The following is a 25103-nucleotide window of genomic DNA, read 5'->3' as shown; positions in this document are numbered from 1 at the left end:
AGCGATATTGCGCGCCTCTCGGAGCCCCCTTTAATAACTAAAATAGCGGGCGATGTCGTCGGGGAGGTTCTGCTTCATCCACAACGCCATCTCTTCAAAGTAGGGAATCAGCGACGACTCATGCCACCAACCATCTCCCGGCAGCGGGGTCAGGCCGGCCAGCAACACCAGGATAGCCACCATTAGCACGCCCCGGGCGATACCGAAAAGCATACCAATCATACGATCAGTACCGGTCAAACCAGTGGAATCAACCAACAAGGCAAGAAATCGATTGAGGATTGCGCCGAGCAGCAGGGTGACGATAAGTAGCAGACCGAAGGCGGCGCCCAAACGCAGAGAGGGCACATCAATCCAGGGTTCTAGTTGTACCGCCAGCGGACGGAAGAACAGCCAGGCCACCCAAAATCCCACCACCCAGGTGGCAAGAGAGAGCGCTTCGCTGACGAAACCGCGCACCAAGCTGATAATGGCAGAGATGGCGACAACAATAAGGATGAGAATGTCTATCCAATGCATCGCAATTCAGAAACGCCAATTGAGGAAGGATCGAATTGATCGCTATCGTTTTTGAGAGTCTGAAACGAGACACCCGGAATTGATCCGGGCATTCGCATTCAATTTGGTGGAGCCAGGCGGGATCGAACCGCCGACCTCAACACTGCCAGTGTTGCGCTCTCCCAGCTGAGCTATGGCCCCGAAGGAGGTGCGAATATTAGGGGAAGATTCGGGTTTTGTCTACTGTTTTTTCTGCCTGATTGGAGACCAATAGAGTCTGCAAAATTAGAGCCGATCCAGCTGTCTCTTTAAACGAAAAACGGCCCTTAGATGGGCCGTTACACAAGGGCTGGCGGGGTCTGGCTCCTAGAGCATCATCACCCACAGCAGGGTAGCCCCAGTCACCGCTGCAACGGCGATCAAGGCCGCCGTCATGCAGGACGTACAGATATTGGAAAACAGGTGCGCACTTTTCTCACTCATAACATTCTCCTCAATGCTATCAATCGATGGAGAAGGCCCGGCTATCGACAGCGCTTGGACCCACTCCAACCGACAGAGACAGGTATAAAAAACGGTACGTATCGGTCTGATGCCGACTAAACTTCGCTTCCGTTGGAGCCTAGAAATAGCAGATTCCGGCACAAATGCAAATTTTCTCTCCGATCTGCACCGAACTGTCAGTAAAAACCCTAACTCGTGGGTGGGCAGTCCCGGCCCCTAGTGCACCAACAATCAGGTTTTACCCTGCTGCTCAATCTTAGCCCAGGAGTCACGCAGCGTGACAATACGGTTAAATACCGGCCGCTCTGCTGAGGCATCCTGGCGATCGAGGCAGAAATAGCCCTCACGCTCAAACTGGAAGCGCTCACCCGGAGCTGCCTTCGCCAGAGCCGGCTCGATATAGCAGTCGGTGAGGGTACGCAGGGAATCGGGGTTTAGGCTGTCGGTGAACGCCCCGCCCTCCTCTACCTGGTCAGGATTGGCCTTGCTGAAGAGCCGGTCGTAAAGGCGCACCTCGGCCTTCACGCCGTATTCGGCGGAGACCCAGTGGACCACGCCGCGCACCTTGCGGCCCTCCGGATTTTTACCCAGAGTCTCGGGGTCGTAGCTGCAGCGCAACTCCACGATCTCGCCCTGATTATTCTTGATCACCTCTTCGCATTTGATCACGTAGGCGTTGCGCAGCCGCACCTCGCCACCACTCACCAGCCGCTTATACTTTTTGTTGGCACTCTCACGGAAATCGGCTTGGTCGATGTAGATCTCGCGGGTAAAACGGATCATGCGGCTGCCCATCGACTCATCCTTGGGGTGGTTGGCCGCCTCCAGCTCCTCACTCTTCCCTTCCGGGTAGTTTTCGAGCACCAGCTTCAGTGGATGCATCACCGCCAAACGGCGCGGCGCGTTTTTGTCCAGATCCTCACGGATGCAGTTCTCCAGCACCCCCATCTCCACCTTATTGTCGGACTTGGTGACACCGATACGATGACAGAAGTCGCGGATCGAGGCGGCGGTATAGCCGCGGCGGCGCAAACCAGCAATGGAGGGCATGCGCGGGTCGTCCCATCCCTCCACATGGCCCTCTGCCACCAGTTGGGTCAGCTTGCGCTTGCTCATCACCGTGAATTCCAGATTGAGTCGTGAGAACTCGATCTGCTGGGGATGACAGGGGATGGTGATGTTGTCGAGCACCCAGTCGTAGAGTGGCCGGTGATCTTCAAACTCCAGGGTGCAGAGGGAGTGGGTGATCCCCTCCAACGCATCGGAGATCGGATGGGTAAAGTCGTACATCGGGTAGAGGCACCAGTCCTCACCGGTCTGGTGGTGCACCACGCCATGGCGGATCCGATAGAGGGTCGGATCCCGCATATTCATGTTGGGCGATGCCATATCGATCTTCGCCCGCAACACCCGTTCGCCATCGGCAAACTCGCCCGCCTTCATGCGCGCAAACAGCTCCAGGTTCTCCTCCACCGAACGATCACGATAGGGACTGGGTCTGCCCGGCTCCTTCAAGGTACCGCGGTAGTCGCGCATCTGCTCCGCGTTCAGGTCGCAGACGTAGGCCTTGTCCGCCTTGATCAATTCCACCGCAAAATCATACAACTGCTGGAAGTAGTCCGAAGAGTAGAAGAGTCGATCTTCCCAGTCGAAACCGAGCCAACGCACATCCTGCTGGATGCTCTCGACGAACTCAATGTTCTCCTTGTGCGGATTGGTGTCATCGAAACGCAGGTTGCACTGGCCGCCCGGGTAGTCCTGGGCGATACCAAAGTTGAGCACGATCGACTTGGCGTGGCCGATATGGAGGTAGCCGTTGGGCTCTGGGGGAAAGCGAGTGTGTACCCTGCCTGCGTTTTTGCCTGCTTCCAGATCAGCATCGATGATCTGACGGATGAAGTTGGTAGGCGTTTTGTTCTCGGATGTAGTCATAGAGCGAAAATTCTCTGATTGTGCTTACAGGACCAGCCTCTGCCAGCCATCTCCGGCTTAGCCGGAGCTACCCTCTGCCCGTAATCCCGATCAGGCCTGGGCAGCCCGTTCAGCGATATAGGCCAGCGCCCGATCGATACGGCGCAGGGTCGCCTCTTTGCCCACCAGTTTCAGGGTCACATCGATGCCTGGTGAGGCGGCACGCCCCACTAGGGCGACCCGCAGCGGCTGGGCCACTTTGCCCATCTTCACCTCGAGCGCCTCAGAGACCTTCTCGACCTGTTCGTGCAGTGCCGCTTCGCTCCACTCTTCCAGAGCCTGCAGCGCCTCGCGCATCCGCTCCAGCGGCTCCTGTGCCGCCGGACGCAGGTGTTTCTTCGCCGCTTTCTCATCGTAGGCGTCGAAATCCCTGTAGCAGAAGGCGCTGATCTCGGCCATCTCGACCAGCGTCTTGGCGCGCTCCCGCTGGGCCTCGGCCACCTCCACCAGGTCGGGACCCTCGGTAGGATCGATATCCAACACACCCATATGGTAGCTGAGCAGATGGGCGACCCGCTTGGGGTCATCCTCTTTGATGTAGTGCTGGTTGAGCCAGAGCAGCTTTTCGGTATTAAAGCTGGAGGCGGCCTTGTTGACCGCGTCTATCTCGAATAGCTCGATCATCTCATCGATGGAGAAGATCTCCTGATCGCCGTGGGACCAGCCGAGACGCACCAGGTAGTTGAGTAGCGCCTCTGGCAGGAAGCCGTCCTCACGATACTGCATCACACTGACTGCGCCGTGACGTTTTGAGAGGCGTGCGCCGTCGTCACCGAGGATCATCGGCACATGGCCATATTTCGGCGACCCCTTACCCAGAGCTCGCAGGATGTTGATCTGGCGCGGGGTGTTGTTGAGGTGGTCATCGCCGCGGATCACGTGGGTGATCTCCATGTCCATGTCGTCCACCACCACGGTAAGATTGTAGGTGGGGGAGCCATCGGTGCGGCGGATGATCAGGTCGTCCAGCTCACTATTATTGAAGGCAACCCGGCCACGAATCATGTCGTCGACCACCACGGTGCCCTCCAGGGGATTGCGAAAGCGGATCACATGGGGCTCATCCGCAGAGACCTCCCGATGCCGACAGTGGCCATCGTAACGAGGCTTCTGCTTGTTTTTCATCGCCGTTTCGCGCAGCTGCTCGAGGCGCTCTTTGGAGCAGTTGCAGCGATACGCCAAACCCTTGTCCATCAACTCTCCGATCACCTCATTGTAGCGCTCGAAGCGGTGGGTCTGGTAGAAGGGGCCCTCATCGTACTCAAGCCCGAGCCAGGTCATGCCCTCGAGGATTGCGTTCACCGACTCAGCAGTGGAGCGTTCAAGATCGGTGTCTTCGATGCGCAGCACGAACTTGCCGCCGTGCTTGCGGGCGTAGAGCCAGGAGAAGAGTGCGGTTCGGGCACCGCCCACATGGAGGTAGCCGGTGGGACTGGGAGCAAATCGGGTACGGATGGTCATCTCGTCACTTTAACCAAAGATGGAAAAAGCGGGGATTCTACCAGAGACCAGCCGAATCGGCAGCGGCATTGACACCCCAACCATCGCCGATTAGAATGCCGCGCTCTTGTTCGAGGGCGCATAGCTCAGCTGGGAGAGCGCTGCAGTCACATTGCAGAGGTCACAGGTTCGATCCCTGTTGCGCCCACCATTCCCCTACCTATCTCTCTCCAGGGCGTCGATCCCGTCCAGCCAGCCGCAGAAAGCGTCCGGTGGGCCAGATCTGGTTTGTCTGCAGCAGGCGACTCTTCAGGTTAGCGTTACCGATCAGCAGGTCGAAACCGATTCGCAGATGGGCATTCCAACGCCTTTTATGTTCGGTGTGGCCGCCAAGAAAGTCATAGGCACTGATCCCCTCATCGATGCAAGCCTGAATCACCTCCGCACGCAGCACATTACCAATGCCGGGGTAAAACTGCGGGTCGAAGCCCTCCTGCATCTGGTGGAACATCCCACCGTAATTGTATCCTACCTGCACAGCCCGGATCTCGCCCTGGTGCCTGAGGGCGTACATCGCCAGCCAGCCAGCATCCAGCGCCATCGGCAAAAACTGACTATAAAAGGCGGCTTCAGCCGGCTTGCGGATGAAACATCCGGGATCGCCCAGTGGCGCCCAGCGCAGATGGTGGAGCGCAAACAGCGCCTCTAGGTACTCCGGCAGCTCATCGTGACTCTGACAACGGGTGGTCACCACCGCCTTCTCACGCTGCAGACGCCGGCGTTTGCGGCGCAGCTGCTGGCGCCGGTTACTGGAGAGGGAACGCTCGAAGGCCTCCATACTGGCGGGAAGATCGATCAGACTGAACTCACGCTCCCTGGAGCGCCAGAGCAGTCCTGCCGATTCACAAGCCGAGGTGATGCGTTTAAGGGCACCACTCCAGCCCGCGAGCCTGGCCATCCAGAGCAGATCCCAGTCCGCCCGCGCCTGGTTCAGTGCAGTGGCGATTGCCTGACTGACACCAGCCTGATCAGCGCCGGTGACGATCCAGTCGGGATACTCAAAACCGGTGGCGTAATCAGCCATCGGCAACAGGGTGCGATAGTGGATGCAACCACCAAGGATTGAGCTGGAGCAGTAGAGAGGGGCTGCCCCCACCAGACGCCCCGCCTGATCCCTCACTGTGACAATGAATGGCTCGCACTCTTTGCCGGCTGAGGCTATCCAGGCCGTGAGCCACTCCCAGGTCAGAAAAACGCTGTCTGCCTGGGATGACCTCAGCATTCCGTTCCACTCATTTTCCAATGAGTTGAACTCACGCCACTTTTTGATAATTCTTGTTTGCATTGACGCGAACAGGGATCCCTCTGCTTTATTGGATGATTTTAGGATACCATTCCCACCTGATGCTGTTTCTACCCTCCTTAACGGCGCTTTTCGCGATCCTTTGAACGCCTCCACTGTTTTCAGCTGAGCTGATCGGATTCAGGCTGCTGCCACCCACAGCAGGATAGCCTATGTTCAGATGCAGCCAGCTGCTTTTGTGAAACCTTTCACGCTTCCCTGCAAGCGGTTGCTTTCGCTTCGCCCGATTGGCAATAATCGCTGCTCCCCCTGATAACACAGAGAATCCAGACATATGAAAAGGACCATACACCTGATTGCAGCGGCCCGACCCAACTTCATGAAGATCGCACCGCTCTATCATGCGCTGTCCAAGGAGAGCTGGGCAGATGTAGCTATCGTACATACAGGTCAACACTACGATCTGAATATGTCCGACGCTTTTTTTCAGGACCTGCGTCTGCCTGAGCCCCACATCCATCTCGGCGCAGGAAGCGGTAGCCATGCCGAACAGACCGCTCGGGTTATGATTGCCTATGAACAGGTGGTGATGGAGAAGCGCCCGGACATGGTGGTAGTGGTAGGCGATGTCAATTCCACTATCGCCTGCACCCTGGCTGCCACCAAGGTGGTCTACAGTCTCTCGGATTTCGATTCCGTCACAGGCCTCAACCGCCCCGTGGTGGCGCACCTAGAGGCAGGGCTGCGCTCCTTCGACCGCAGCATGCCGGAAGAGGTTAATCGTCTCGCCACCGACGTGCTCGCCGATCTGCTTTGGACCCCGTCCCCCGATGGCGACGAACACCTCCAACACGAAGGCGTGGAGGCACACAAGATCGTACGGGTCGGCAACATCATGATCGATTCTCTGGAGATGATGCGCGACAAGATCGAGACGGATGGAACATACGAAAAACACGATCTTGAGAAGGGCAACTATGCGGTCATCACCCTGCACCGCCCCGCCAATGTGGACAGCCCCGAGTCGCTGAAATCACTCTGCGACATGATCAACAACGTGGCGGAGAAACTGCCAATCGTCTTCCCCATCCACCCCCGCACTCGCAAACACCTTGAAACCAGTGGTCTGATCGAGACCATCTCAAACAACCCGGCGGTCAAACTGCTAGAGCCACAGAACTACATCAGCTTCATGAATCTGGTATTCAACTGCCGGATCGCAATTACCGATTCTGGTGGCCTGCAGGAGGAGACTAGCTACCTCGGCATTCCCTGTCTGACGGTACGACCCAATACCGAACGACCGATCACCATCACCCAGGGCACCAATCAGCTCTGCAAACTTGAGGAGGTGGAAGATAAGACCAACGAGATCCTTGCTGGCAAGGCGGGGAAAGGCTCAGCTCCTGATCTCTGGGACGGGAATACCGCATCGAGGGTCGTCGACTCCATTCGGAAAACATTCAAGATCTGATGCCCTGAACTGACAGAGGCGTGGAGTCATATCGACCCCACGCCTCCCCTGCTGAGACGAATCATTCAATCGCCTCTTTACAAACTGGCTGGGTTTAAAACAAGAACTTCATCGTCGCCGCTATGCGATTACGCTTGTAACTTCCGAGCGGGTTGTCTGAATCACGCCTGAGAAAGGTATATTCTCCGATTCCAACAAGCGAAGGCGCGAACTTATGTTCCACAGATAGCAGGCCGTAGTAGTCATTATACTTGTCATCCACTCGTGATGAATTGTAGCGGTAATAGACACCAACACGCCCAGAGGTGCGCCCACCCAAGCCCCAATCATAATAGACATCGGCACCATACACGTCCTGTTCAGTGCCATCAGCGGTGTATTCACGCTTGCGATCGAAGATACGCCCGCCAAGTGAGGAACGCGGGAAAGAGTAGGTGGCCTCTGCGGCAAGGGTCTTTTTCAAGAAGATCTCTGTATTGAGGTCGCCACCTTCGCCGGGGAAAATGGGATTGCCCTGATCATCAAACACCGGCGCATCTGCATCCAGTGTGGCGTTGCTATCAAAATCCTCGTCGTAGTTTGCGGATAGGGTCAATCGTCTTGCCCGATGCACAACCATCATCTGTTTAGTGTCACCGAAGTAACGCCTACCTGCGATGAACTCCATGGTTGTCCGCACAGAAGGCGCCCAACCCAAGCCCACACCCCACAATGCCCCCTCCTTCTCGTCAGAGGCATTCTGGGTCGTATATTCATTCTGCTCGTAGCCCAACTTTCCGATAGCATACATACGTTTGAACACCGGATAGCGGATGTCGCCTACAAATCGCTCAAAGTTTGAGCGAACACGGTCTTCGGGCTCAAAGCGTCTGTGGCTGTAATTCAGCCCCCATTTTAGCTTAGTAAAGCGGGTACCGCTCTCCAGGGAGGCGAGGATCTCTTTTGTATCCTGATCGTTTCCCACATCGTTGTCGTATTCCACCCGCCGATAGCGGTAGCCGATCTGTCCGCTGGCCGTGTTTCCAAATCTGCGTTTCAGGTAAGGATAGAGGGTGACGGTCGCCACATTGATATTACCCAGGCTGATGCCTATGTTATCCGGATCATAGGCCTGACCAGAGTGTTCCGGTCTCTGAGTGTAGCTGCCTCGTGCGTCGATATAAAACAGATCCTCAACCAGCATAGCGGTGCCGTCTGCCAGCAACTGATGCCGCACAGTATCCGAGTCAGTGTGGTCCATATATTTCAGAAGCTGCGCTCGATAATTGAGATCCAGGCTTAAAGCACGCCCCAAGCCGGACACAGCCAATTCTGGAATCACTTCAACAATAAAGTCACTTTCCGCCTGATCGGAGGGGGTCAAGGCAATATTGTCGGTATATGAACCACGCACCGAGAGTGCGGGATTGATATCCCAATTCAGCCCCAGCGCATTTTCAGCGAACAGCGCACTGAAGCCGCATAGGACCGCAAGTTGCTTTCTTGTGAAGATTTTATTTTTTCTCATGGCTCTGCTTGCATCTAGTAAGACCCGTAATAACCACCGTAGTACTGGCTTCCGGATTTTACTCTGCTTTTGTTCAAGACCAAACCGAGCACTTTATTCGCATCGATCCGCTCGATCGACTCGTTCACCGCTTCTACCGGAGTTCTTCCCGCTTCCACCACCATGACGATCTGTCCAACCTTCATGGTCAAAACTGACGCCTCGGTGGTGGCCAGCATCGGAGGAGCATCAATCAGCACGATTCGGTCAGGATAACGCTCACCAAGTTCCGCAATCAGCTTATCCATGCTGTCACTGGCCAACAGTTCCGTTGAGTGTTTGTGGCGGGTCCCGGCTGGCAGGATCTTTAACTTAGGGATCTGAGTACCAAGGATCACATCGCCCAGCTCAACGTCAGGATCTTCCAGAACATCCAGCAAGCCCGGTTTATCCTCCGCTCCAACCAGCTTGCTGAGTGAAGAACGCAGCACATCCCCATCCACCATCAGGATGGTTGAATCAAGTTCAGTGGCAATACTCATTGCCAAGTTGAACGAGGTGAAGGTCTTACCTTCGCCAGGTACAGAGCTTGTCACCAGGATGATGTTACCCCGCTCAACCGGTGCGGCGCCTTTACCAAAAGCATTTATCAGCAGGGGACGTTTGATAACCCGGTACTCCTCCCAGACAACCTGGTTGTCGCTGTTCGGGGTGAGATAACCCAGGTGCTCCTTGCCCTCAAAATCGATCGTGAACGGCTCCTTCTCAACCAATTCACTCTGGGAGGCTGCCAGAGGGTCATCATCCGCTCCGACCTCCGAGAAATAGGAAGCTTCTTCCGCATAGCCACCACTCTCATCCTTTCCATCCACCCCAATTCCGACACCCTCCGCAACCAGTGTGGATTTAGCGGAGTCCTCTGCTAGAGTAGTGATCGTCGGCTCTTTTTCCCCGACCTCCTCAGTAACCCTGGCCTTATTCAGCCGCTCTACCGCCTTTTCAATACTGCTAACCATTAATCATCTCACTCTTTTTACGGTAAAACGCCTCTATTTTAGAACCTGCAGAAGCCCGACGCCATTTTTCACGCTATCTTTGCTGGAGCACCGGCGCCTTTCCAGCGCGCCGGCCCACTAATTTTGCGATCAAAACCAAGTTTCTGGAATGATCAGTACATCTCCAGGCAACATCTCAACATTTGCTGAAATATCACCATCCCGCACCAGATCATCCAGTCGTACCTGAAACTGTTCCGTTTTGCCATTAATCCTGCGCACGATACTTGCCTTGTTTCCGGCAGCAAACTCAGTCAAACCACCAACGGCAATAACCACATCCAGCAGCGACATATGTTCCCGATACGGCAGCGATTGCGGCTGGGCAGCCTGTCCAACCACACGAATCTGTTCTGTATACTGACCAACAAAGTTAGTCACAGTAACCGTAACCTTCGGATTCTTAATGAATTTTGAGAGATTTCCCTCGAGATTTCGCGCCAACTCGGTTGGCGTCTTACCGCTTGCCTGCATATCTTCGACCAGAGGCGTTGTGATCAAGCCATCCGGCCTCACAATCACTTCAGAGGATAGTTCTGGATCCCCCCAGACAAAAACCTTCAGGCTGTCGCCCGGACCAATCAGGTATTTCGGCGCCTCCGCACCCACCCTGGTTATACTGACCGGCGCCTCCTTCTGCACAGTTCCGCCGGCACTCGCACATCCTGCCAGAACAATGGCTGCCAATACGCTAACCAGCACCATCGACAGGACATTTTTTGTATATTGATAACTTTTTTTCATCTTGCTACCCCCGCCCGCTAAGGCCTCTCATATTTCGCTGCATTAACAACCCCATGACTCAATGAAGCTGGGCTTGCTCTCCCATTCTTCCCGAACGCTTCGAATCCTTTCTCATTGCCGCATTAGACGTTGTTTCAGTTTGAGCGCGGTCTCTCGTTCCGGAAACAGAGCGGCACTATCCAGGGCCCGGTTCAACGCCCGGATTGCCTGCTCGATATTGCCAGATTCATACAAAATTTCTGCGTAATGATAAAGGATAGCGGGATTCTGCGTCGCCTTCCCGATCTCCTCAATGATCTCCCTCCCCTTATCCCGCTCTCCCGACCTGAACAACAGCCAGCCATAAGTATCCGCAATCGCTTCATTCCCAGAGGCAGCATTATAGGCTCGCTCGGCGAAATTGAGAGCCTTCTGGGGATCGGATGACGCCACAAGTAATGCCAGATTGTTGAGCGCAATCACATTGTTCCCATCGGCCTGAAGAACCTCTTCATACATCGCCTGAGCTTTGACGTTATCACCACTGCTCTGGTAGATGGATGCCAGCCCCAGCTCCCCTTTTACATCATCAGGATGCTGTTTCTTCCAACTCATCAACACATCGATAGCTTTCTGTTTGTTGTTGCGCAACAGATGAGTTTTGGCGAGTTTTTCGGCGATTGCAAAGGTATTGAACTGCCCCAGTCCCTCGCTTAGATTCAGCTCCGCCTGCTCATATTGACCATTCTTCAGATAGAGATCACCCAGCAACAGGTACCCCCAGTATCTGGAGCGTTCATTCTGCAGCAGAGACTTTGCCAGCTGTTCCGCCTCTTGAGTATTGCCAGCCTTGATCTCATTCGACACCAGCATAACTTTGCCTCTGACATTGTCGGGCTGGATCTCTAGCAGCTTCTCCAGTACGTGTTTGGCGCTGGAGAGCCGCCCCATCCTCTGCTCCGCCCCGGCCAACCCCAGATAGCCTGAGATCGACTGTGGGTTCTTATCGACCAGCATCGAAAGATAATGGGAAGCACCGGCATAGTCACCGGCCTGCATCTTCGAATTGCCCATCAACAGGAGGAAGACAGGGTTGTCCGGATTGATACGTTCGAGCTCGCCAAGAATCGCATTGGCTTTGCTGCGTTCGCCTCGTTTTAGATAGTGCCTTGCCAGGATATAGCGCGGTAAAGTTGCGTTCTGATCTGCCTCTCTCGCCCGCTCCACCCACTGCTCCGCCTGCTGCTGGTCTCCCTGCTTATCAGCAATCTGCGACAGGCCGAGCATGGCAGTCACGTTCCTGGCATCCAGCTCAAGAATCTTTTTGAATCGCTTCTTTGCACTCCCCAAGCTACCCCCCTCAAGCTCAAACCGGGCCAGCGCGAAATGGGCTGGAAGATAGCCTGGCTCGAATGTCAGGGCCTGTAGCAACTGCCTACGTCCTGTCAACCGTTTACCCTGCATCACATGAATACTGCCTTTTAGGGTCGTCAACATCGGCGAGTTGGGAGTTTCAGCGATCAGTTCGTCGGTCAGCTTAATCGCCTCACTGAATTCTTTTTTTCTCAGATAAGCATAGATCAGCATCAGCCGATTTTTTGGCAGATCGGCATCCGACAGCGTCTCCAACTCCTCGATCGCCTGGTCAATTGAGCCTTTGCGCAGATAGGCCTTGGCAAGTTCCTCTCGAATCGCGCTGTTTCCCGGATCAGCCTTCACCGCCTGTTCCAGATACCGGGTGCCTGAGAGGTGATCCCCCGAACGGCTGGCGGCATTACCGATCAGTTTCAGGATTTCCACATCCCCACCGGCATTATCCAGTGCGGGCTCAAGTGCCTCCAGAGCACTCTCGTGCTGGTTGAGTTTCAGGCGTGTCATACCCAGCAGTTTTCTTGCCTGCAGGTGATTGGGGACTTTATTCACATACTGGCTAAGATAGGCATTTGCCTGTTCATAGTTCTGTCTGGCGAAATGAACAGAGCCAAGCAGCAGCAGGGTGGGAAGATGATCTGGCGAAGCGCTTATGACCTGTTTCAACTCGCCCTCAGCCGCCTCATACTCTTCCACCATAAAGTGATGAAGGCCGGAAAAATAGGCTCCGATCGGATGTTCCGGGAGGATCTTTCGAAACGCCGCTATCCGCGTCGCGGCTTTTTCAAGCCTCTTCTCTGCCAGCAGGGTCTGGATCAACGAGACATGAGCAGCGAAATGCTGCTTGGAGAAAAATGAGCTCGCCAGCGACTCCATCGCCTTCTCAAAGGCGATCTCAGCCGTATCAAACTCCTGACGCTGAAAATGGATCGCCCCCATCACGAGATAACCTTCAGTGAAGCCTGGATCCTGCAATACGGCCTTCTGGCACTGTGTGACAGCCGTCTCCAGATTCTCCCGCATGACATTGATCCGCGCCATGCCGACCAATGCCTTGGGAAAGGCCGGATCGATACCCAACGCCGCTTCCAGCAGGGACGCCGCCTCAGCCTCCTCCCCTTTTGCCAAACGGGCCTCAGCATACGCCACCAACAGATATTTCCTGTCACTTCCGGAGATCTGCTGTGGATCCAGCTCTTCCAGAATTCTGTCATACTGATGCTGCGCGAGTAGCGCCTGTGCCTTTCGAGACAGTAGATCTGACTCTGGAACACCCAATTCGGCCGCCCTCTTCAGCTCTTTTTCCGCTGACTTCCCATCCCCGACTGCGAGATAAGAGTCGGCCAACATAACGCGCGCCTGATCATTCGAGGCGTTGCTCTGCAAGACATTTTTCAGCTCGATGATCGCTTTGGCAGGCTCATCATTCTGCAGATGCTCACCAGCCTTTGCCATCCGCTCCGTTTCATTTCCACCGCTACATCCAGTGATAAAAACCAGCAAAACCACAGCCGCCAGTGCAACCGGCCTGCCGCGCATCTGCATGAGGTTTTTATACTTCATCTTGCTAACTTCCCCTGGCTAAAAGCGATTGTGGGTCCATCAAAATCGAGTCTGTCTTCAGGGTCAACGGGAAAGTGCTGTCTCTACATCTGTCACAAACTGCGACAAAAACGCCATCAGCACGGCTTCAGCATCCTGCTGCTCTGACGTCACCGGTGTACTGACAAGCACGACTGAGATAGCCGGCGACCCGGTCAAGGTTCCATAGAGATTCCAGAGCTTGGCTCTGCTGCCACTGGCCACCCGGTGCCCCGCGGTACCATACCATCGCCACACCAGACGCTGCGAGGCCTGCCCGCCGCCTTTGATCAGCGACGCCTCCACTGGCAGGTGACTGCCATCCGCCAGCACAACCTGCCGCTGCTGGCGTGACACACGGGCCCACCTTTCTCCACTGAAAATCTTGTTGTCGACGTGAACCGCCTCTTTATCCTGTGCCTGCTTTTCAAAGTGGGTGATAAACAGATCCACGCTATCCTGATGCGACAGATAACGCCCTTGGAGCACCAGATCGCCCTGCTGCCACTTCGGTTGCCACTGAGTCAGGCGGCGGGCCTGCAACTGCCAGTCACCGACCTGCTCTGGCAGCCGCCAGCGAAGGCTGTCCGCAGTCTCTGCTGAAACACTGTAGGCCAAGGCCAGCAGAGGTCCGAGCATACTGACCAGTACCACGCCACCCAGCACAGGCCATCGCGTCAGGGCAACCGGTGCATCAGCCTCTGGATCTACAGCTTTCTTCTCCGCCTGTGGCGGAAACAGGCGTCCCAGATAGACCAGCAGTACGAAGATGAAGAGGGCGAACACGACCCACCCCAGGGTATCGTGATCCTGCACCACGGGGTTTTGCATGCCAGTAAAGTAGCCAATTGCCACCACGCTATAGATACGCACAATATTCGCTAGGAATGCCATCCCCGAGGCGATCACGGCGTAGATCAACATCTGCCTGAGGTTGAAACCGTTCACTTTGGCATAGAGAAACGCGATAGTAACCGCCGTCAGCTGATACTTGAGTCCACTGCACCCCTCTTCCACTTCGAAAACACCGTCAGGGATAAGAATCAGATAGCCTTCGCGCACCGTGGTGAAACCAGTTACATCAAGCAGCTGTGCCGAGACAATAGCCGACGCGGTCTGCAGATAGGGGGTCAATACCTGCCAGACAGGCACCACACTCAGCAGCAGCAGAATCGGAAAGAAGAACGGGAGCGCCTGCCGCACCCCCAGCAGACTCACAACAACCCCGAGCAGAACCAACACGAACGCCGCCTGCTGCACCGACTCGATGTAGACCAGCCCGGCCAGCAGCCAGAGCAATGTCGCACCCAGCAGGAACGAAATACCCAGCAGGCTGGGCTGGATGCGCAATCCCGGCGCCGTCTGCCGAAGCGCTTGGTAGAAGAGATAGAGTGAGATGGGAAACAGCAGAAAGCCGTGGGAGAGGACAGAGCCCTTATCCGACCAGAGCTCAACCAGCCGCTCCAGGGAAGGGTAATAAGCAACAAACGGCACCAGCAGAGCAGACACCAGCAACAGTGCCTGCCCGTTCCAAAAAAACCTCGCACCGGTTTCGGCAAGGTTATTTGAGGTCATGCTTGTTCACGAGGTCATAGAGTGTCGGCCGACTCACCCCAAGCAACTCGGCCGCCTTCGAGACATTCCCTTCAACATAGTTCAATGCGCGCTCCACCGCCTTGGCTTCGGCCCGCTCGCGCACCTCACGCAGATTAAACGGCAGGAGATTCTCACCGCCACTACTCAACTGCAGCTCCTCTGGGGTAATCTGCGACCCTTCAGCCATGATCACCGCCCGCTTGACCTTATTCATCATCTCACGCACATTGCCCGGCCAGAAGTAGCTCTCGATCGCCTGCAGCGCCTCTTTGGAAAAGCCGCGCACCTTGCTCGAATTCTGCGATGCAAATTTCGCCAGAAACGCCCAAGCCAGCATCACCGCATCCCCCTCACGCTCACGCAGCGGCGGGATATTGATGGTGATCTCGCTGACTCGATAGAAGAGATCCTCGCGAAACTCGCTGCTCTGGATCATCTCCTCCAGATTACGGTTGGTGGCACAGACTACGCGCACGTCGACCGGCACTACTTCACGTCCACCCACTCGTTCGATGACTCGCTCCTGGAGGAACCTGAGCAGCTTCGCCTGCAGGCCAATCGGCATGTCACCGATCTCATCCAGAAACAGGGTGCCACCGGTAGCGGTCTCTATCTTGCCAAGGGTACGCTTGGCTGCTCCGGTGAAGGCGCCCTTCTCGTAGCCAAAAAGCTCGCTCTCCAACAAAGTCTCAGGGATCGAGGCGCAGTTAATCGCAACAAACTTGTTCTCCGAACGGTCGCTCAGGTCATGGACCGCCTTCGCCAACACCTCTTTGCCGGTGCCACTCTCCCCCAGCAGCAGCACTGTTGCATCGGTTGGGCTCACCCTCTCGATCACCCGGCAGACGGAGATCATCTCGGTGCTCGATGCAATCACCCCATCGAGTGGGGTCATCCTCTGCTGGGCGGAAAAGGCACGATTCTCCGCTTCCAACTCATAGAGCTGATAGGCCCGATCGATAATAACCTTCAGCACTTCCGGGTCAATCGGCTTCTGGTAGAAGTCATAGGCGCCAAATTCGAGTGACTTCAGCGCATTCAACCGGTCATCGTTGCCGGTCACCACGATAACCTTAGTATGGGGTGCGAGGGAGAGGATCTGTTTCAGTGTAAGCAGCCCCTCGCTGACGTTGGCAGGATCGGGCGGCAACCCCAGATCGAGGGTCACCACCGGGGGAGTGAAACGCCTCAGCGCCGCAATGGCTGACTCCCGGTCTCCAGCAATCTTGGCGTCATAGCCATCAAAACACCAGCGCAGCTGACTCTGCAGACCCGGATCATCCTCAACGATTAGAAGTGGTCTTAACATCTCGATTCCCTATTCGCTTCAGGTCCCTAAACTTCCGCCACTGCGCCCGATCGCATGCCGTCCGGGGACGGCTGGACATTATGCACAGGAAGCCTAAGCGTGAATACTGTTCCTCTTCCCACCTCACTCTCAACTGTGATCACTCCCCCCAAACTGCGAATAAATTCTCGGCTTTCATAGACACCAATGCCCATTCCCGCGTTACCTTTTGTCGTCTCAAAGGGCTGAAACAGCCTGTCACGGATGAAACCGGCCTCCATTCCCGAGCCGTTGTCACTGATCGTGACCCACAGTTCTCCACCCTTTTCGTCCATCTCAAGGCGCACAAAACCATCATCGGCGGTCGCCTCTTGAGCATTTTTGATCAAGTGACCGATCACCGCACTCAGCCGATCCTTATCGGCCACCACCAGCCCCGCCTCCCCACTCACCTGCAATTCAGGCACGGGCAGAAAGCCGGAGTGCCCTCTGACCGCCTCTTGCAAAGCCTCGGCCAACGGAAACACTCGCGAACTGCTCTTGCTGAAACGCCCCTGTCGCAACTGCGCCAGCAGGCGTTTCATTTTGGTCGCCGCATGATCGACGGTATTGATGGCATCCTCCATAAAGGCCGGGTTATTTTTATGTCTGGCCGCATTAGTAACCACCAAGTCGAGCTGGGCCACCAGGTTTTTCAAATCATGCACTACAAACGCGGAGAGACGGTTAAAGGCTTCGAACTGGTTCGCCCGAGCCAGATCCTCCGATGCCTTCAGCAATGCGAGATAACTCGCCGCCTGCTGCGATGCAGTCTTCAAAAGATCCCTGTCCTCCCAGTTGATCTGGCGTGGCGCCCGTGGCCGGATCAGCACCATAAATCCGATCAACTCACTGTGATGGCGTATCGGCAGTAACAGCCAGGCATATTGGATCTCTTCAAGCCAGCCCGGCAGCTGCAGATTTTCGTAGAGATCGGGATAGCCTGCGTACTCATCAAGATCGACAATCCAATCGCGGTCTTTAAAAAAATTCGCCAGAGAACTATCAGCGCTGAGAGTGGCGTGACACTCAGCCGCCTGCCAATGACTGACACTCTGAAAACTACCCGACTCATCGCGCATCCAGAGCAGTCCGCCTCCGGAGTCAACTAGATCGGCCAGAGCTTTGATCACCCGCTCACGGATCTGCGTGCCCGGCTCACCATCCGAAAGGGTGTGAATGATTCGCAACCACTCTTCACGATAATCGTATTTGTATCTGAAAAAGTGCTTATTCAAGAAGACCTTAGTGCGGGAGCGAAGATGGCTGGAAAAGAGCAGCGCAACCAGAGTCGCCAGCGCCAGGAAGAAGAAGACCATCTGTGCGGCCTTACCCCAAGTCCCGCCATAATAGCGGATGTAGTAACCGATCGCCGACATAAACAGCAGGTAGATGCCGGCCCCGACCAGGGCGGTGGTATGAAACACCACCTTGCGGGAGACAAACACTTTGACCGACCAACCGGGATTGCGCGCCGCGGCCACTGCTAGCATCGGCACCACCAGGGCGTTGACATAGCCCCGCGCATTCCACAGATCCTGGTCCACATGAGTAAACAAGAATGCATCAGCATAGAGCAGGAAATCGTAGGCAAAGATCGAACCGATACCGAAGTAGAGATACTTCAGCTTCCAGCGCTGTTCTAGGCGGGTATTGCGGAACAGCTGTTCGATCAAGATCAGGCCAATGATCGCCAGACCCAGATGATTCGGCAGTTCCAAATCGGCGATCAGTGGCCCCTGTTGCGCGGCAATCAGCAGCACATTGATTGTTTCCAGCAGCAGCATCAGGCTGGCGCCGATCAAAACCAGTCCAGGTAGAAAAGTGAACAACCGGGCGTCTCTGCCCGCCTGCATTTTGAACGGAACCAGCAGTCTGAAGAGAAAGATAAACCAGGCAATATTCCTCGCATTTTCGAGGAAAACATAGGCGCTGCTCGACCAGACGCCTCCCAGCTGCAGCCAGATCACCGCCGAAACATGCCACAAAGCGGTAATAAAAACCGCAGAGAGCAGGAACGCGCCTTCTAGCTTGCCACGCCAACTGGTGAACAGCAGCACACTCAGAAGAAAAAACAGCAACGCAGCAAAAGAGTATCCGATCGTCCCTATATCCACACTCGACTCACATCATCTCGTCTATCCAGGCATCTCCGCCTGCTGTCGGCCGCCCAGCCAAAGACTAAAGCTTTCGAAACAGCATCCGCGCAAGCCGTAATCCCCTACAACCCTCCAGCAGCATCCAGGATTAGCGAAACTGACCCGCCATGCCACTGATTTTACAAAAAAATAAGCCCTAAACAGTGCTCTGTTACAAGAGTTCCCAACCCCGGATAACTATAGGAAAAACCCCGTCACAATTCACCAATGGAAATGGGGTTGCTGACTCTGCTAGTCTTTGCAGCCAGCTCCTGTAGCGGCATGCCGCTCCAAAGCAGGCCCTGCTTCTATCCCGCAACCATTCCACAGGGGATGGATCATCAACACAACTGGCCCATAGAGGGAACATGACATTGGCACCCGTTAAACGCACGATTCACGGCAACACCCCGATCCGCTCCGGTCTTGGCTTCACCCTGATCGAAGTCATGGTGGTGGTGGTTATCCTCAGCATCCTGGCTGCGATCGTTGTCCCCAAAATCATGGATCGCCCGGAGCAGGCGCGTGTCACCAAGGCGAAAAATGACATCCGCGCCCTGGAGGCGGCCCTCAATCTCTACCGCCTGGACAATATGCTCTATCCCAGCACCGACCAAGGCCTGGAGGCGCTGGTCAGCAAACCCTCCGGTGCGCCTGAGCCGCGCAACTGGAAGCAAGGCGGCTATCTGGACCGCCTGCCGAAAGACCCCTGGGGCAACGACTACTTCTACCTCAGCCCGGGTTCCCATGGCGCGGTTGACATCTACTCCTCCGGCCTCGATCTGCAGTCCACAGACGATGACATAGGAAACTGGAATCTGGAGCAGTGACCACCAGCCACTTCCAGCGAGGCGGCCTCACCCTGCCGGGCGGAGCCGCTATCAGGGGCTTCACCCTGCTGGAAGTGATGGTGGTGATCGTAATCATCGGCATCATCGTCAGCCAGATCACCATCTCCTTCAGCGGCCAATCTCCAGAAGAGATCCTGAAGACCGAAGCGCGCCGCTTCGCCAGCCTGGCGCAGCTCGCCAGCGAAGAGGCGCTGCTGAGCAACGCACTGATCGGCATCGCGGTGGACCACGACGGCTACCAGTTTCTTCGCCGGCAAAAAGACAAGTGGCAGGCCAGCACCGAGAGCGTGTTCCGCAAACGCTCGCTGCCGGATGAGGTCCGCATCGCCCTCGACAGCGACTATCGCCCAGCAGAAAAAGAGGAGGAGAAACTGGCACCGAGCATCCTGATCCTTCCCAGCGGCGAGATCACCCCGTTTCACATCACCTTTATCTCTGAAGCAACCGATGACAGGTTTTACATCGAGGGCAGCGAAAATGGCAGCATCGATCTCCAGCACACCCCCGCGCTCTGAGCGACGCTGGCTTGTGACAGCTCAGCAAGGCTTTACTCTGCTCGAGGTGCTGATCGCATTGGCAATCCTTGCCATCGCCCTCGGCTCGGCGATCAAGGTTGCCGCCAACCAGGCCGCCAACACCACCCATCTGAGGGACAAGACTCTCGCCCACTGGGTAGCTGCCAACCAGATCACCGAACTGCAGATCTCAGGCACCTGGCCCTCGCATGGCAAAAAAAGCGGCAGCGAGGAGATGGGGCACCACGAGTGGCACTGGCAGCGCATCATCAAGGCCACCCCAGACGACCGGGTGCGACTGGTGGAGATCTCAGTATTCCGCGACAAGCAGGATGACAACCCGGTCACCCGGCTGGTCAGTTTTCTAGGGCAACCGGAATAGCCTACAGAGATGCCCCCCCGGCCCCAGACAACCGCAGTGCGCGGCTTCACCCTGTTGGAACTGCTGATCGCCATCGCCGTCTTCTCCTTCGTCTCGATCATCGCATACGGCGGCATCAAGAGCGTGCTCAACATCGAGGAGTCGACCCGCGCCCACCTGGATCGCCTCTCCAAAGCGCAGCTGGCGCTGGCGCTGATTCGTCAGGACCTGGAACAGGTGGTGGCGCGCAGCATCCGTGACCAACACGGCGATACCCAGCCTCCCCTACGCAGCAGTTCGCTCGGCGAAAACAACCTGGTCGAGTTCACCCGCGGCGGCTTTGCCAACCCATTAAAGCTGCCCCGCAGCAGCCTGCAGCGGATCGCCTATCAACTGGAGGATGAGAAGCTCTACCGCCTGAGATGGCTGACCTTGGACCGCTCCCAGGAGGACAAGCCGGTGCGTACTGAGCTGCTCTCCGGGGTCAAGAAGATCGAACTCAGGTTCCTCGACCACCAGCTAAAACTACACACGGAGTGGCCCGACACCGGCAACCTGCCCCGAACGGAGCCCGTCCCCGAACTCCCACGGGCCATCGAACTCAAACTGGAACTCGAGGCATGGGGCCCGATCCGCCGGCTGTTCCGAATCTCAGAACAACTACCGGCGAAGCAACCAGCAGCGGAGGGTCGGTGATGCAACACACTCCTGCACCCCCCCGCAGTCAACGTGGAGTGGCGCTGATCACTGCCCTGGTGATTGTCTCACTCGCCTCGATCACCGCCATCGCCATGACCGAAAAAATGCAGATCAGCACCCGTCGCACCGCCAACGTACTACACGCCGATCAGCGCTACTTCTTAACCCTCGGCAGCGAGGCCTGGGCCAAGGGGCAGCTGATTCGTGACAAGGAGGAGGATGCCAAACACGATAAATATGATGGTTTGGATGAGGATTGGGCCAAGGAGCTGCCGGCCACAGCAATCGACGTCGGACAGATCGAGGCGAAGATCATCGACCTGCAGGCGCGCTTCAACCTCAACAACCTCTATCTCGAGGCCGAAGCCAACGAGGATTCAAAAACCGAATTCGCCCGTCAACTCGCCTACTTCAAACGCCTGCTGCAGGCACTGGGGCTTGAGCCCGGCATCGCCCAGGCAGTTGCCGACTGGATCGATGCCGACATCAATCCCAGCTTTCCCGATGGTGCCGAAGACAATGAATATCTCGGCAGAGAGCCCCCCTACCGCACTCCCAACAGCCAGATGGCCTCGGTCACCGAGCTGCGTCTGATTGCGGGTGTCACTCCGGAGATCTACGACAAGCTGGAACCCTACGTCACCACCCTGCCCACGGCTAGCAAGCTCAACGTCAACACCGCTGATCCCATCCTGCTTGGCGCCCTGAGCGACAATCTCGATGAATCCTCCTCCAAGAGCCTGAGCGAAGGGCGAAAAGAGGATCCGTTCACGACCATCAAGGCTTTCAAAGATAGACTCAAATCAATTTTGGGCGATAATAACAATCAACTTGAAGAAATAGCCTCACTGGTCGATGTTTCCAGTCATTATTTCCTTCTCAAGACCACGGTGAGCATGGATACATCGAGCCAGACTTTGCAGACCATTTTTACTAGGGACGATCAGGGCACGCGCGTCCTGCAACGCGCTATCGGGCTTTTCTAGTGGCAGAAACACTCGTCATCCACCTCCACGGCCAAGAAGAGCTCCAGGCCAGCTGGCGCCCCCTATACACCGGGGAGGAGCAACCCCAGGGACCAGCTGGCAACGGCAGCCTGGCCGAGGCCGCAGTTCAGGCCAAAGGCCGTCAAGTCATCGTTTTTGTGCCCTCCGCTGAAATCACCTTAGCGCAGATGGATGCCCCCACTAGCAATCGTCAGCGCCTGCTGCAGGCGGTCCCCTATGCCATCGAAAACGCGCTGATCGAGGATGTGGCGACACTCCACTTCGCTATCGATACTCGTGCGGATGGCAAGCAGATCAAGGTCGCCGTAGTGGCCCAGCGGCAGATGGACTACTGGCTGGAGAGTCTCGAAGACGCGGGCATCGAACCCAGCTACCTCTATCCCGATTTCCTCGGCCTACCCCACACGCCTGGCAGTTGGACCGTCTATCTCGATGATGACCAGGTGCTGGTACGTACCGGCCTCAACACCGGCTTCGGCGCCGACCCGATCAACTTTGCTGAGCTACTGCGTCTCAGCCTCGAAGAACACCAGGATGCCGCGCCGGAACAGATCGAATTCATCCTGCCGCCCAATCTGAGTTCTGCGCCCTACTACGACCTGGCGCTGAGCAAGCTCGACTACCCTGCCACCACCACCGCCTTCGACGGCAACCTGATAGAGCTGATGGCCAAGGGGTTGGATCCCCGCAGCCTGCTCAATCTGCTGCAGGGCGAATACCGCCATGTGGATGCCGGGGTTCTGCTGCTCAAGCCCTGGATCTCAGCCGCCGTACTGCTGATGGTTTTTCTTACGCTCCAGGTCACCCTCTCTGTGCTCGACTTCATCAAGATAGATCAGGAAAACAGCCAGCTGTCACAACAGATCAGCCAGCTATTTCACTCCACCTTTCCAGAAACCAAACGGCTGGTAGATGCGAAGGCTCAGACCGAGCAGAAACTGAAAGAGTTGCGCACCACCCAGAGCACCAACCAGGCCGACTTTTTCAGTCTCTTCATCGCCCCCGCATCGGCCATCAAAGAGAGCCGCGGCAGTAAGCTGCGAGGCATCAGCTACCGTGATGGTCAACTCGACATTCAGCTCTCGACCCGTGAAATACAGGCGATCGAGGCGCTCAAGAAGCGGCTCGAAAACGAGGGACTTGCGGTAGAGATCCGCTCTGCCAACGCTAAAGGAAATGAAGTGACCTCCCATCTGCGCATCACCCGGGGTGGCTCATGATCCGCTGGTTCTACGCAAAACCCCCGCGTGAGCGCCTAGCCCTGTTGGCAGGAGGCGCCTCGCTGCTGATCCTGCTAATCTATCTGCTCGTCTGGACTCCGTTCATCAGCAAGCTAGAGCGCAAACAGGCCCAGCTCGAGAGTCAACGCGCCACCCTCGCCTGGCTGCAGTCGGCCGTCAGTGAGGTTGCACAGCTGCGCGCCGCACAGCCCGCCAACGCCTCGGTGAAGACCAACGAATCCCTGTTCACCCTGGTCGACCGTACTGCCACACAGAATCGCCTGCGCAAACAGATCGATCAGATCAAACCCCAGGGTGACAACCGGGTACAGGTCTGGATGGAGAATGCAGCTTTCGACGCCATGCTGCGCTGGCTCGGACTGCTGCAGCAGCAGTATCGTATTCAGGTCGTCTCGATGAATATCGACAGCAAAGATAAACCAGGACGGATCAACGCCCGTATCAGCCTGGAGAGGTCCGCTCCATGAAGGGCAAGGCCGGTCTGATCCTGCTGGGGCTGCTCTGTTATCTGGCATTTCTGTTGGCCAACGTCCCAGCCAGACACGCCTGGGGCTGGGCAGCCAGCAGTGCCGAGATGCCACTGGTGATGGGCGGCATCAGCGGTACCATCTGGTCGGGAGAGGCCCGCCAGCTCGCCTACAATGGCGCCAACCTCGGCGGCGTAAAGTGGCGCCTCTCACCACGGGGATTGCTGCAGGGCAGCCTGCTCTACCGTTTCAACCTACGCGGCCAGGGTCAACAACTGGCCGGCACCGCTGGTCTGGCGATCAATGGCGACCTGATAATCAGCAAGCTGAAGGGGATGATCAAGGCTGAACTAGTGGCCCGCATGATGCAGCAACGTTTTATTCAGCCAGCCGGGGATGTTGATCTCGACCTGCATGGCGTACGAGTTGAGCAGGGCCGTCCCAACGCCGTAACCGGCACCATCCGCTGGCAAAGTGCAGGCGTCAAAAGCCCCGTCACGGCCGCGATCGGCTCCATCGAGTTCAACATCAGTTCCAGGGAGGGAGACATCAAAACCACCATCCGGGATCTTGGGGGGCCCTTGAGTGTCAAAGGCAACGCAGCACTCAATGCCGACGGCAACTACCAGATATCGGTCCGCATGCTACCCAAGGGTTCCGCCGACCCCGGCCTGGTACAGGCAATCCGGGCGCTGGGCCAGCAAGACGGCAGCGGCGGCGTCAATATAAAATACAGCGGTCAGCTCTAGGGAGCCTCTGAACGAATCATGAACTCGCATCTTGGGTCCAAAATCTGCCGCTTTTTCGTTGTTAATCTCGACAACCGCTCCATGCGTGGCTCTACCTCCTGCATCCATGCTGTCGGTCGCAATAGCTGGCAAGTGTCGCGGTGACAGGATGTCGTTGAGCGACGATGCGATTAACACCTCAAAGTGACAAATTTTTACCTCCAATCTGTTTTGTCCAGATTCATTCAGAGAATCCAGAAATGCGTAACTGCTCCATACTTAACCGCGACCGTCATCCCATCCACGACATATACGCCAGTTTTGCTTTCTGCTACCATTTGTCAGTATTACACACGTCATGCATAACACACTGATGATTAAAGGAATTATTACACTCGAGCGGATCGATTCCGCGCTCCTTTGCGGGCGCTTTCAGAGCCGCAATCACAGTGGATATGATTCATGAACATGAATGCTCCGGGACCACATCCGAACCCCAAAAGTCGAACTCTGGGCTGGCTGCTTAGCTTTGTCTTACTGACACTGCTTTTGCAAAGCAGCAGCGTGTTTGCCGACCGCATCACGCTCAACCTCAACAATGCCGACATCAATGCGCTAATCAAGACGGTTTCTGAACACACCGGCACCAACTTTGTCGTCGATCCGCGGGTCAAAGGCAAAGTCACCGTGATCTCTGCCCACGCGATGGAGAAAGAGGAGTTTTATCAAGTCTTCCTCTCGATCCTCGAAGTACATGGCTTCTCCAC

At 56.1% G+C, this 25103-nt stretch carries 20 protein-coding genes, 2 tRNA genes and 1 pseudogene; 11 read left to right on the top strand and 12 right to left on the bottom strand.

Features of this window, described 5'->3' with window-relative positions:
• Positions 1-30: 30 nt before the first annotated feature.
• From RIFP1SYM_RS05175 to gltX, 4 genes are all read right to left on the bottom strand, one after another.
• Entirely contained in the window at positions 31-519 is a 489-nt protein-coding gene (locus RIFP1SYM_RS05175) for a CvpA family protein (protein WP_005960134.1), read from the bottom strand.
• Between the two features lie 104 nt (positions 520-623).
• Positions 624-699: transfer RNA gene (locus RIFP1SYM_RS05170), tRNA-Ala, on the bottom strand.
• A gap of 534 nt (positions 700-1233) precedes the next feature.
• Positions 1234-2934, bottom strand: coding sequence for a glutamine--tRNA ligase/YqeY domain fusion protein (locus RIFP1SYM_RS05165; RefSeq protein ID WP_005960133.1), 1701 nt, complete (start codon positions 2932-2934; stop codon positions 1234-1236).
• A 90-nt stretch (positions 2935-3024) separates the two neighbouring features.
• Entirely contained in the window at positions 3025-4434 is a 1410-nt protein-coding gene (gltX, locus tag RIFP1SYM_RS05160; RefSeq protein WP_005960131.1) for a glutamate--tRNA ligase, read from the bottom strand.
• 114 nt (positions 4435-4548) lie between these two features.
• Between gltX and RIFP1SYM_RS05155 the strand changes: the two genes are divergently transcribed.
• Positions 4549-4624 (top strand) — tRNA-Val (locus RIFP1SYM_RS05155).
• Positions 4625-4633: 9 nt separating this feature from the next.
• Here the strand turns inward: RIFP1SYM_RS05155 and RIFP1SYM_RS05150 are convergent.
• Positions 4634-5695 (bottom strand): GNAT family N-acetyltransferase, encoded by a 1062-nt coding sequence (locus RIFP1SYM_RS05150; protein ID WP_240991684.1) that lies wholly within the window; start codon positions 5693-5695, stop codon positions 4634-4636.
• 355 nt (positions 5696-6050) lie between these two features.
• On the opposite strand from RIFP1SYM_RS05150, the gene wecB reads away from it, so the two are divergent.
• Positions 6051-7190 (top strand): non-hydrolyzing UDP-N-acetylglucosamine 2-epimerase, encoded by a 1140-nt coding sequence (gene wecB, locus RIFP1SYM_RS05145; RefSeq protein ID WP_005960128.1) that lies wholly within the window; start codon positions 6051-6053, stop codon positions 7188-7190.
• A gap of 94 nt (positions 7191-7284) precedes the next feature.
• Here wecB and RIFP1SYM_RS05140 read toward each other — a convergent pair whose 3' ends face one another.
• The 7 genes from RIFP1SYM_RS05140 to prsK all read right to left on the bottom strand — a co-directional run bounded on the left by RIFP1SYM_RS05140 (position 7285) and on the right by prsK (position 18446).
• Complete coding sequence (locus RIFP1SYM_RS05140; protein WP_005960126.1) at positions 7285-8697, bottom strand: TIGR03016 family PEP-CTERM system-associated outer membrane protein; 1413 nt, start codon at positions 8695-8697, stop codon at positions 7285-7287.
• 14 nt (positions 8698-8711) lie between these two features.
• Positions 8712-9692 (bottom strand): XrtA-associated tyrosine autokinase, encoded by a 981-nt coding sequence (locus tag RIFP1SYM_RS05135; protein WP_005960125.1) that lies wholly within the window; start codon positions 9690-9692, stop codon positions 8712-8714.
• A gap of 129 nt (positions 9693-9821) precedes the next feature.
• Positions 9822-10475 carry an XrtA/PEP-CTERM system exopolysaccharide export protein gene (locus RIFP1SYM_RS05130; protein ID WP_005960122.1) on the bottom strand — a complete coding sequence of 218 codons (654 nt, stop codon included), beginning with the start codon at positions 10473-10475 and terminating at the stop codon, positions 9822-9824.
• A 111-nt stretch (positions 10476-10586) separates the two neighbouring features.
• Positions 10587-13388: an XrtA/PEP-CTERM system TPR-repeat protein PrsT gene (gene prsT, locus RIFP1SYM_RS05125; protein ID WP_005960120.1), complete on the bottom strand. Its 2802-nt coding sequence runs from the start codon at positions 13386-13388 to the stop codon at positions 10587-10589.
• Positions 13389-13451: 63 nt separating this feature from the next.
• Positions 13452-14915, bottom strand: coding sequence for an exosortase C-terminal domain/associated protein EpsI (locus tag RIFP1SYM_RS05120; protein WP_240991688.1), 1464 nt, complete (start codon positions 14913-14915; stop codon positions 13452-13454).
• Positions 14916-14967: 52 nt separating this feature from the next.
• Positions 14968-16311, bottom strand: coding sequence for a PEP-CTERM-box response regulator transcription factor (gene prsR, locus RIFP1SYM_RS05115; RefSeq protein ID WP_005960117.1), 1344 nt, complete (start codon positions 16309-16311; stop codon positions 14968-14970).
• A gap of 26 nt (positions 16312-16337) precedes the next feature.
• Entirely contained in the window at positions 16338-18446 is a 2109-nt protein-coding gene (gene prsK, locus RIFP1SYM_RS05110; protein WP_005960115.1) for an XrtA/PEP-CTERM system histidine kinase PrsK, read from the bottom strand.
• A 389-nt stretch (positions 18447-18835) separates the two neighbouring features.
• Here prsK and gspG point away from each other — a divergent pair, with 389 nt between their 5' ends.
• The 9 genes and pseudogenes from gspG to RIFP1SYM_RS05065 all read left to right on the top strand — a co-directional run.
• Positions 18836-19297: a type II secretion system major pseudopilin GspG gene (gspG, locus tag RIFP1SYM_RS05105; protein WP_005960113.1), complete on the top strand. Its 462-nt coding sequence runs from the start codon at positions 18836-18838 to the stop codon at positions 19295-19297.
• Positions 19294-19833 (top strand): type II secretion system minor pseudopilin GspH, encoded by a 540-nt coding sequence (gene gspH / locus RIFP1SYM_RS05100; protein WP_005960111.1) that lies wholly within the window; start codon positions 19294-19296, stop codon positions 19831-19833. The genes gspG and gspH overlap by 4 nt, the downstream gene beginning before the upstream one ends.
• A gap of 13 nt (positions 19834-19846) precedes the next feature.
• The gene (gene gspI, locus RIFP1SYM_RS05095) at positions 19847-20215 is read left to right on the top strand and encodes a type II secretion system minor pseudopilin GspI (RefSeq protein WP_006475245.1); all 369 of its coding nucleotides are present in this window, start codon (positions 19847-19849) and stop codon (positions 20213-20215) included.
• Between the two features lie 9 nt (positions 20216-20224).
• A complete protein-coding gene (gene gspJ, locus RIFP1SYM_RS05090) occupies positions 20225-20890 on the top strand; it encodes a type II secretion system minor pseudopilin GspJ (protein ID WP_005960107.1) in 666 nt (221 codons plus the stop codon).
• Entirely contained in the window at positions 20890-21879 is a 990-nt protein-coding gene (gene gspK, locus RIFP1SYM_RS05085; RefSeq protein ID WP_240991686.1) for a type II secretion system minor pseudopilin GspK, read from the top strand. Before gspJ ends, gspK begins: the two co-directional genes overlap by 1 nt.
• Positions 21879-23120 (top strand): type II secretion system protein GspL, encoded by a 1242-nt coding sequence (gspL, locus tag RIFP1SYM_RS05080; RefSeq protein ID WP_005960103.1) that lies wholly within the window; start codon positions 21879-21881, stop codon positions 23118-23120. The genes gspK and gspL overlap by 1 nt, the downstream gene beginning before the upstream one ends.
• Positions 23117-23608, top strand: coding sequence for a type II secretion system protein GspM (gspM, locus tag RIFP1SYM_RS05075; RefSeq protein WP_005960100.1), 492 nt, complete (start codon positions 23117-23119; stop codon positions 23606-23608). The genes gspL and gspM overlap by 4 nt, the downstream gene beginning before the upstream one ends.
• Positions 23605-24357, top strand: coding sequence for a type II secretion system protein N (locus RIFP1SYM_RS05070; protein WP_005960098.1), 753 nt, complete (start codon positions 23605-23607; stop codon positions 24355-24357). The genes gspM and RIFP1SYM_RS05070 overlap by 4 nt, the downstream gene beginning before the upstream one ends.
• A 441-nt stretch (positions 24358-24798) precedes the next feature.
• Positions 24799-25103: pseudogene (locus tag RIFP1SYM_RS05065) on the top strand (type II secretion system secretin GspD); the annotation flags it as partial.

Source organism: endosymbiont of Riftia pachyptila (vent Ph05) (genome assembly GCF_000224455.1).
Taxonomy (GTDB): domain Bacteria; phylum Pseudomonadota; class Gammaproteobacteria; order Chromatiales; family Chromatiaceae; genus Endoriftia; species Endoriftia persephonae.
The sequence above is the reverse complement of the archived record's forward strand: the minus strand, read 5'-3'. Positions and strand labels throughout refer to the sequence as shown.

Bases quoted from the DNA above. Each gene is read 5' to 3' on its own strand.
- prsT (WP_005960120.1), bottom strand. From the start codon at position 13,388: ATGAAGTATAAAAACCTCATGCAGATGCGCGGCAGGCCGGTTGCACTG.
- wecB (WP_005960128.1), top strand. From the start codon at position 6,051: ATGAAAAGGACCATACACCTGATTGCAGCGGCCCGACCCAACTTCATG.
- gspJ (WP_005960107.1), top strand. From the start codon at position 20,225: ATGCCCCCCCGGCCCCAGACAACCGCAGTGCGCGGCTTCACCCTGTTG.
- RIFP1SYM_RS05175 (WP_005960134.1), bottom strand. From the start codon at position 519: ATGCATTGGATAGACATTCTCATCCTTATTGTTGTCGCCATCTCTGCC.
- RIFP1SYM_RS05130 (WP_005960122.1), bottom strand. From the start codon at position 10,475: ATGAAAAAAAGTTATCAATATACAAAAAATGTCCTGTCGATGGTGCTG.
- gspK (WP_240991686.1), top strand. From the start codon at position 20,890: ATGCAACACACTCCTGCACCCCCCCGCAGTCAACGTGGAGTGGCGCTG.
- gltX (WP_005960131.1), bottom strand. From the start codon at position 4,434: ATGACCATCCGTACCCGATTTGCTCCCAGTCCCACCGGCTACCTCCAT.
- gspG (WP_005960113.1), top strand. From the start codon at position 18,836: ATGACATTGGCACCCGTTAAACGCACGATTCACGGCAACACCCCGATC.
- RIFP1SYM_RS05070 (WP_005960098.1), top strand. From the start codon at position 23,605: ATGAAGGGCAAGGCCGGTCTGATCCTGCTGGGGCTGCTCTGTTATCTG.
- gspM (WP_005960100.1), top strand. From the start codon at position 23,117: ATGATCCGCTGGTTCTACGCAAAACCCCCGCGTGAGCGCCTAGCCCTG.
- prsR (WP_005960117.1), bottom strand. From the start codon at position 16,311: ATGTTAAGACCACTTCTAATCGTTGAGGATGATCCGGGTCTGCAGAGT.
- RIFP1SYM_RS05150 (WP_240991684.1), bottom strand. From the start codon at position 5,695: ATGCTGAGGTCATCCCAGGCAGACAGCGTTTTTCTGACCTGGGAGTGG.
- RIFP1SYM_RS05135 (WP_005960125.1), bottom strand. From the start codon at position 9,692: ATGGTTAGCAGTATTGAAAAGGCGGTAGAGCGGCTGAATAAGGCCAGG.
- RIFP1SYM_RS05140 (WP_005960126.1), bottom strand. From the start codon at position 8,697: ATGAGAAAAAATAAAATCTTCACAAGAAAGCAACTTGCGGTCCTATGC.
- RIFP1SYM_RS05165 (WP_005960133.1), bottom strand. From the start codon at position 2,934: ATGACTACATCCGAGAACAAAACGCCTACCAACTTCATCCGTCAGATC.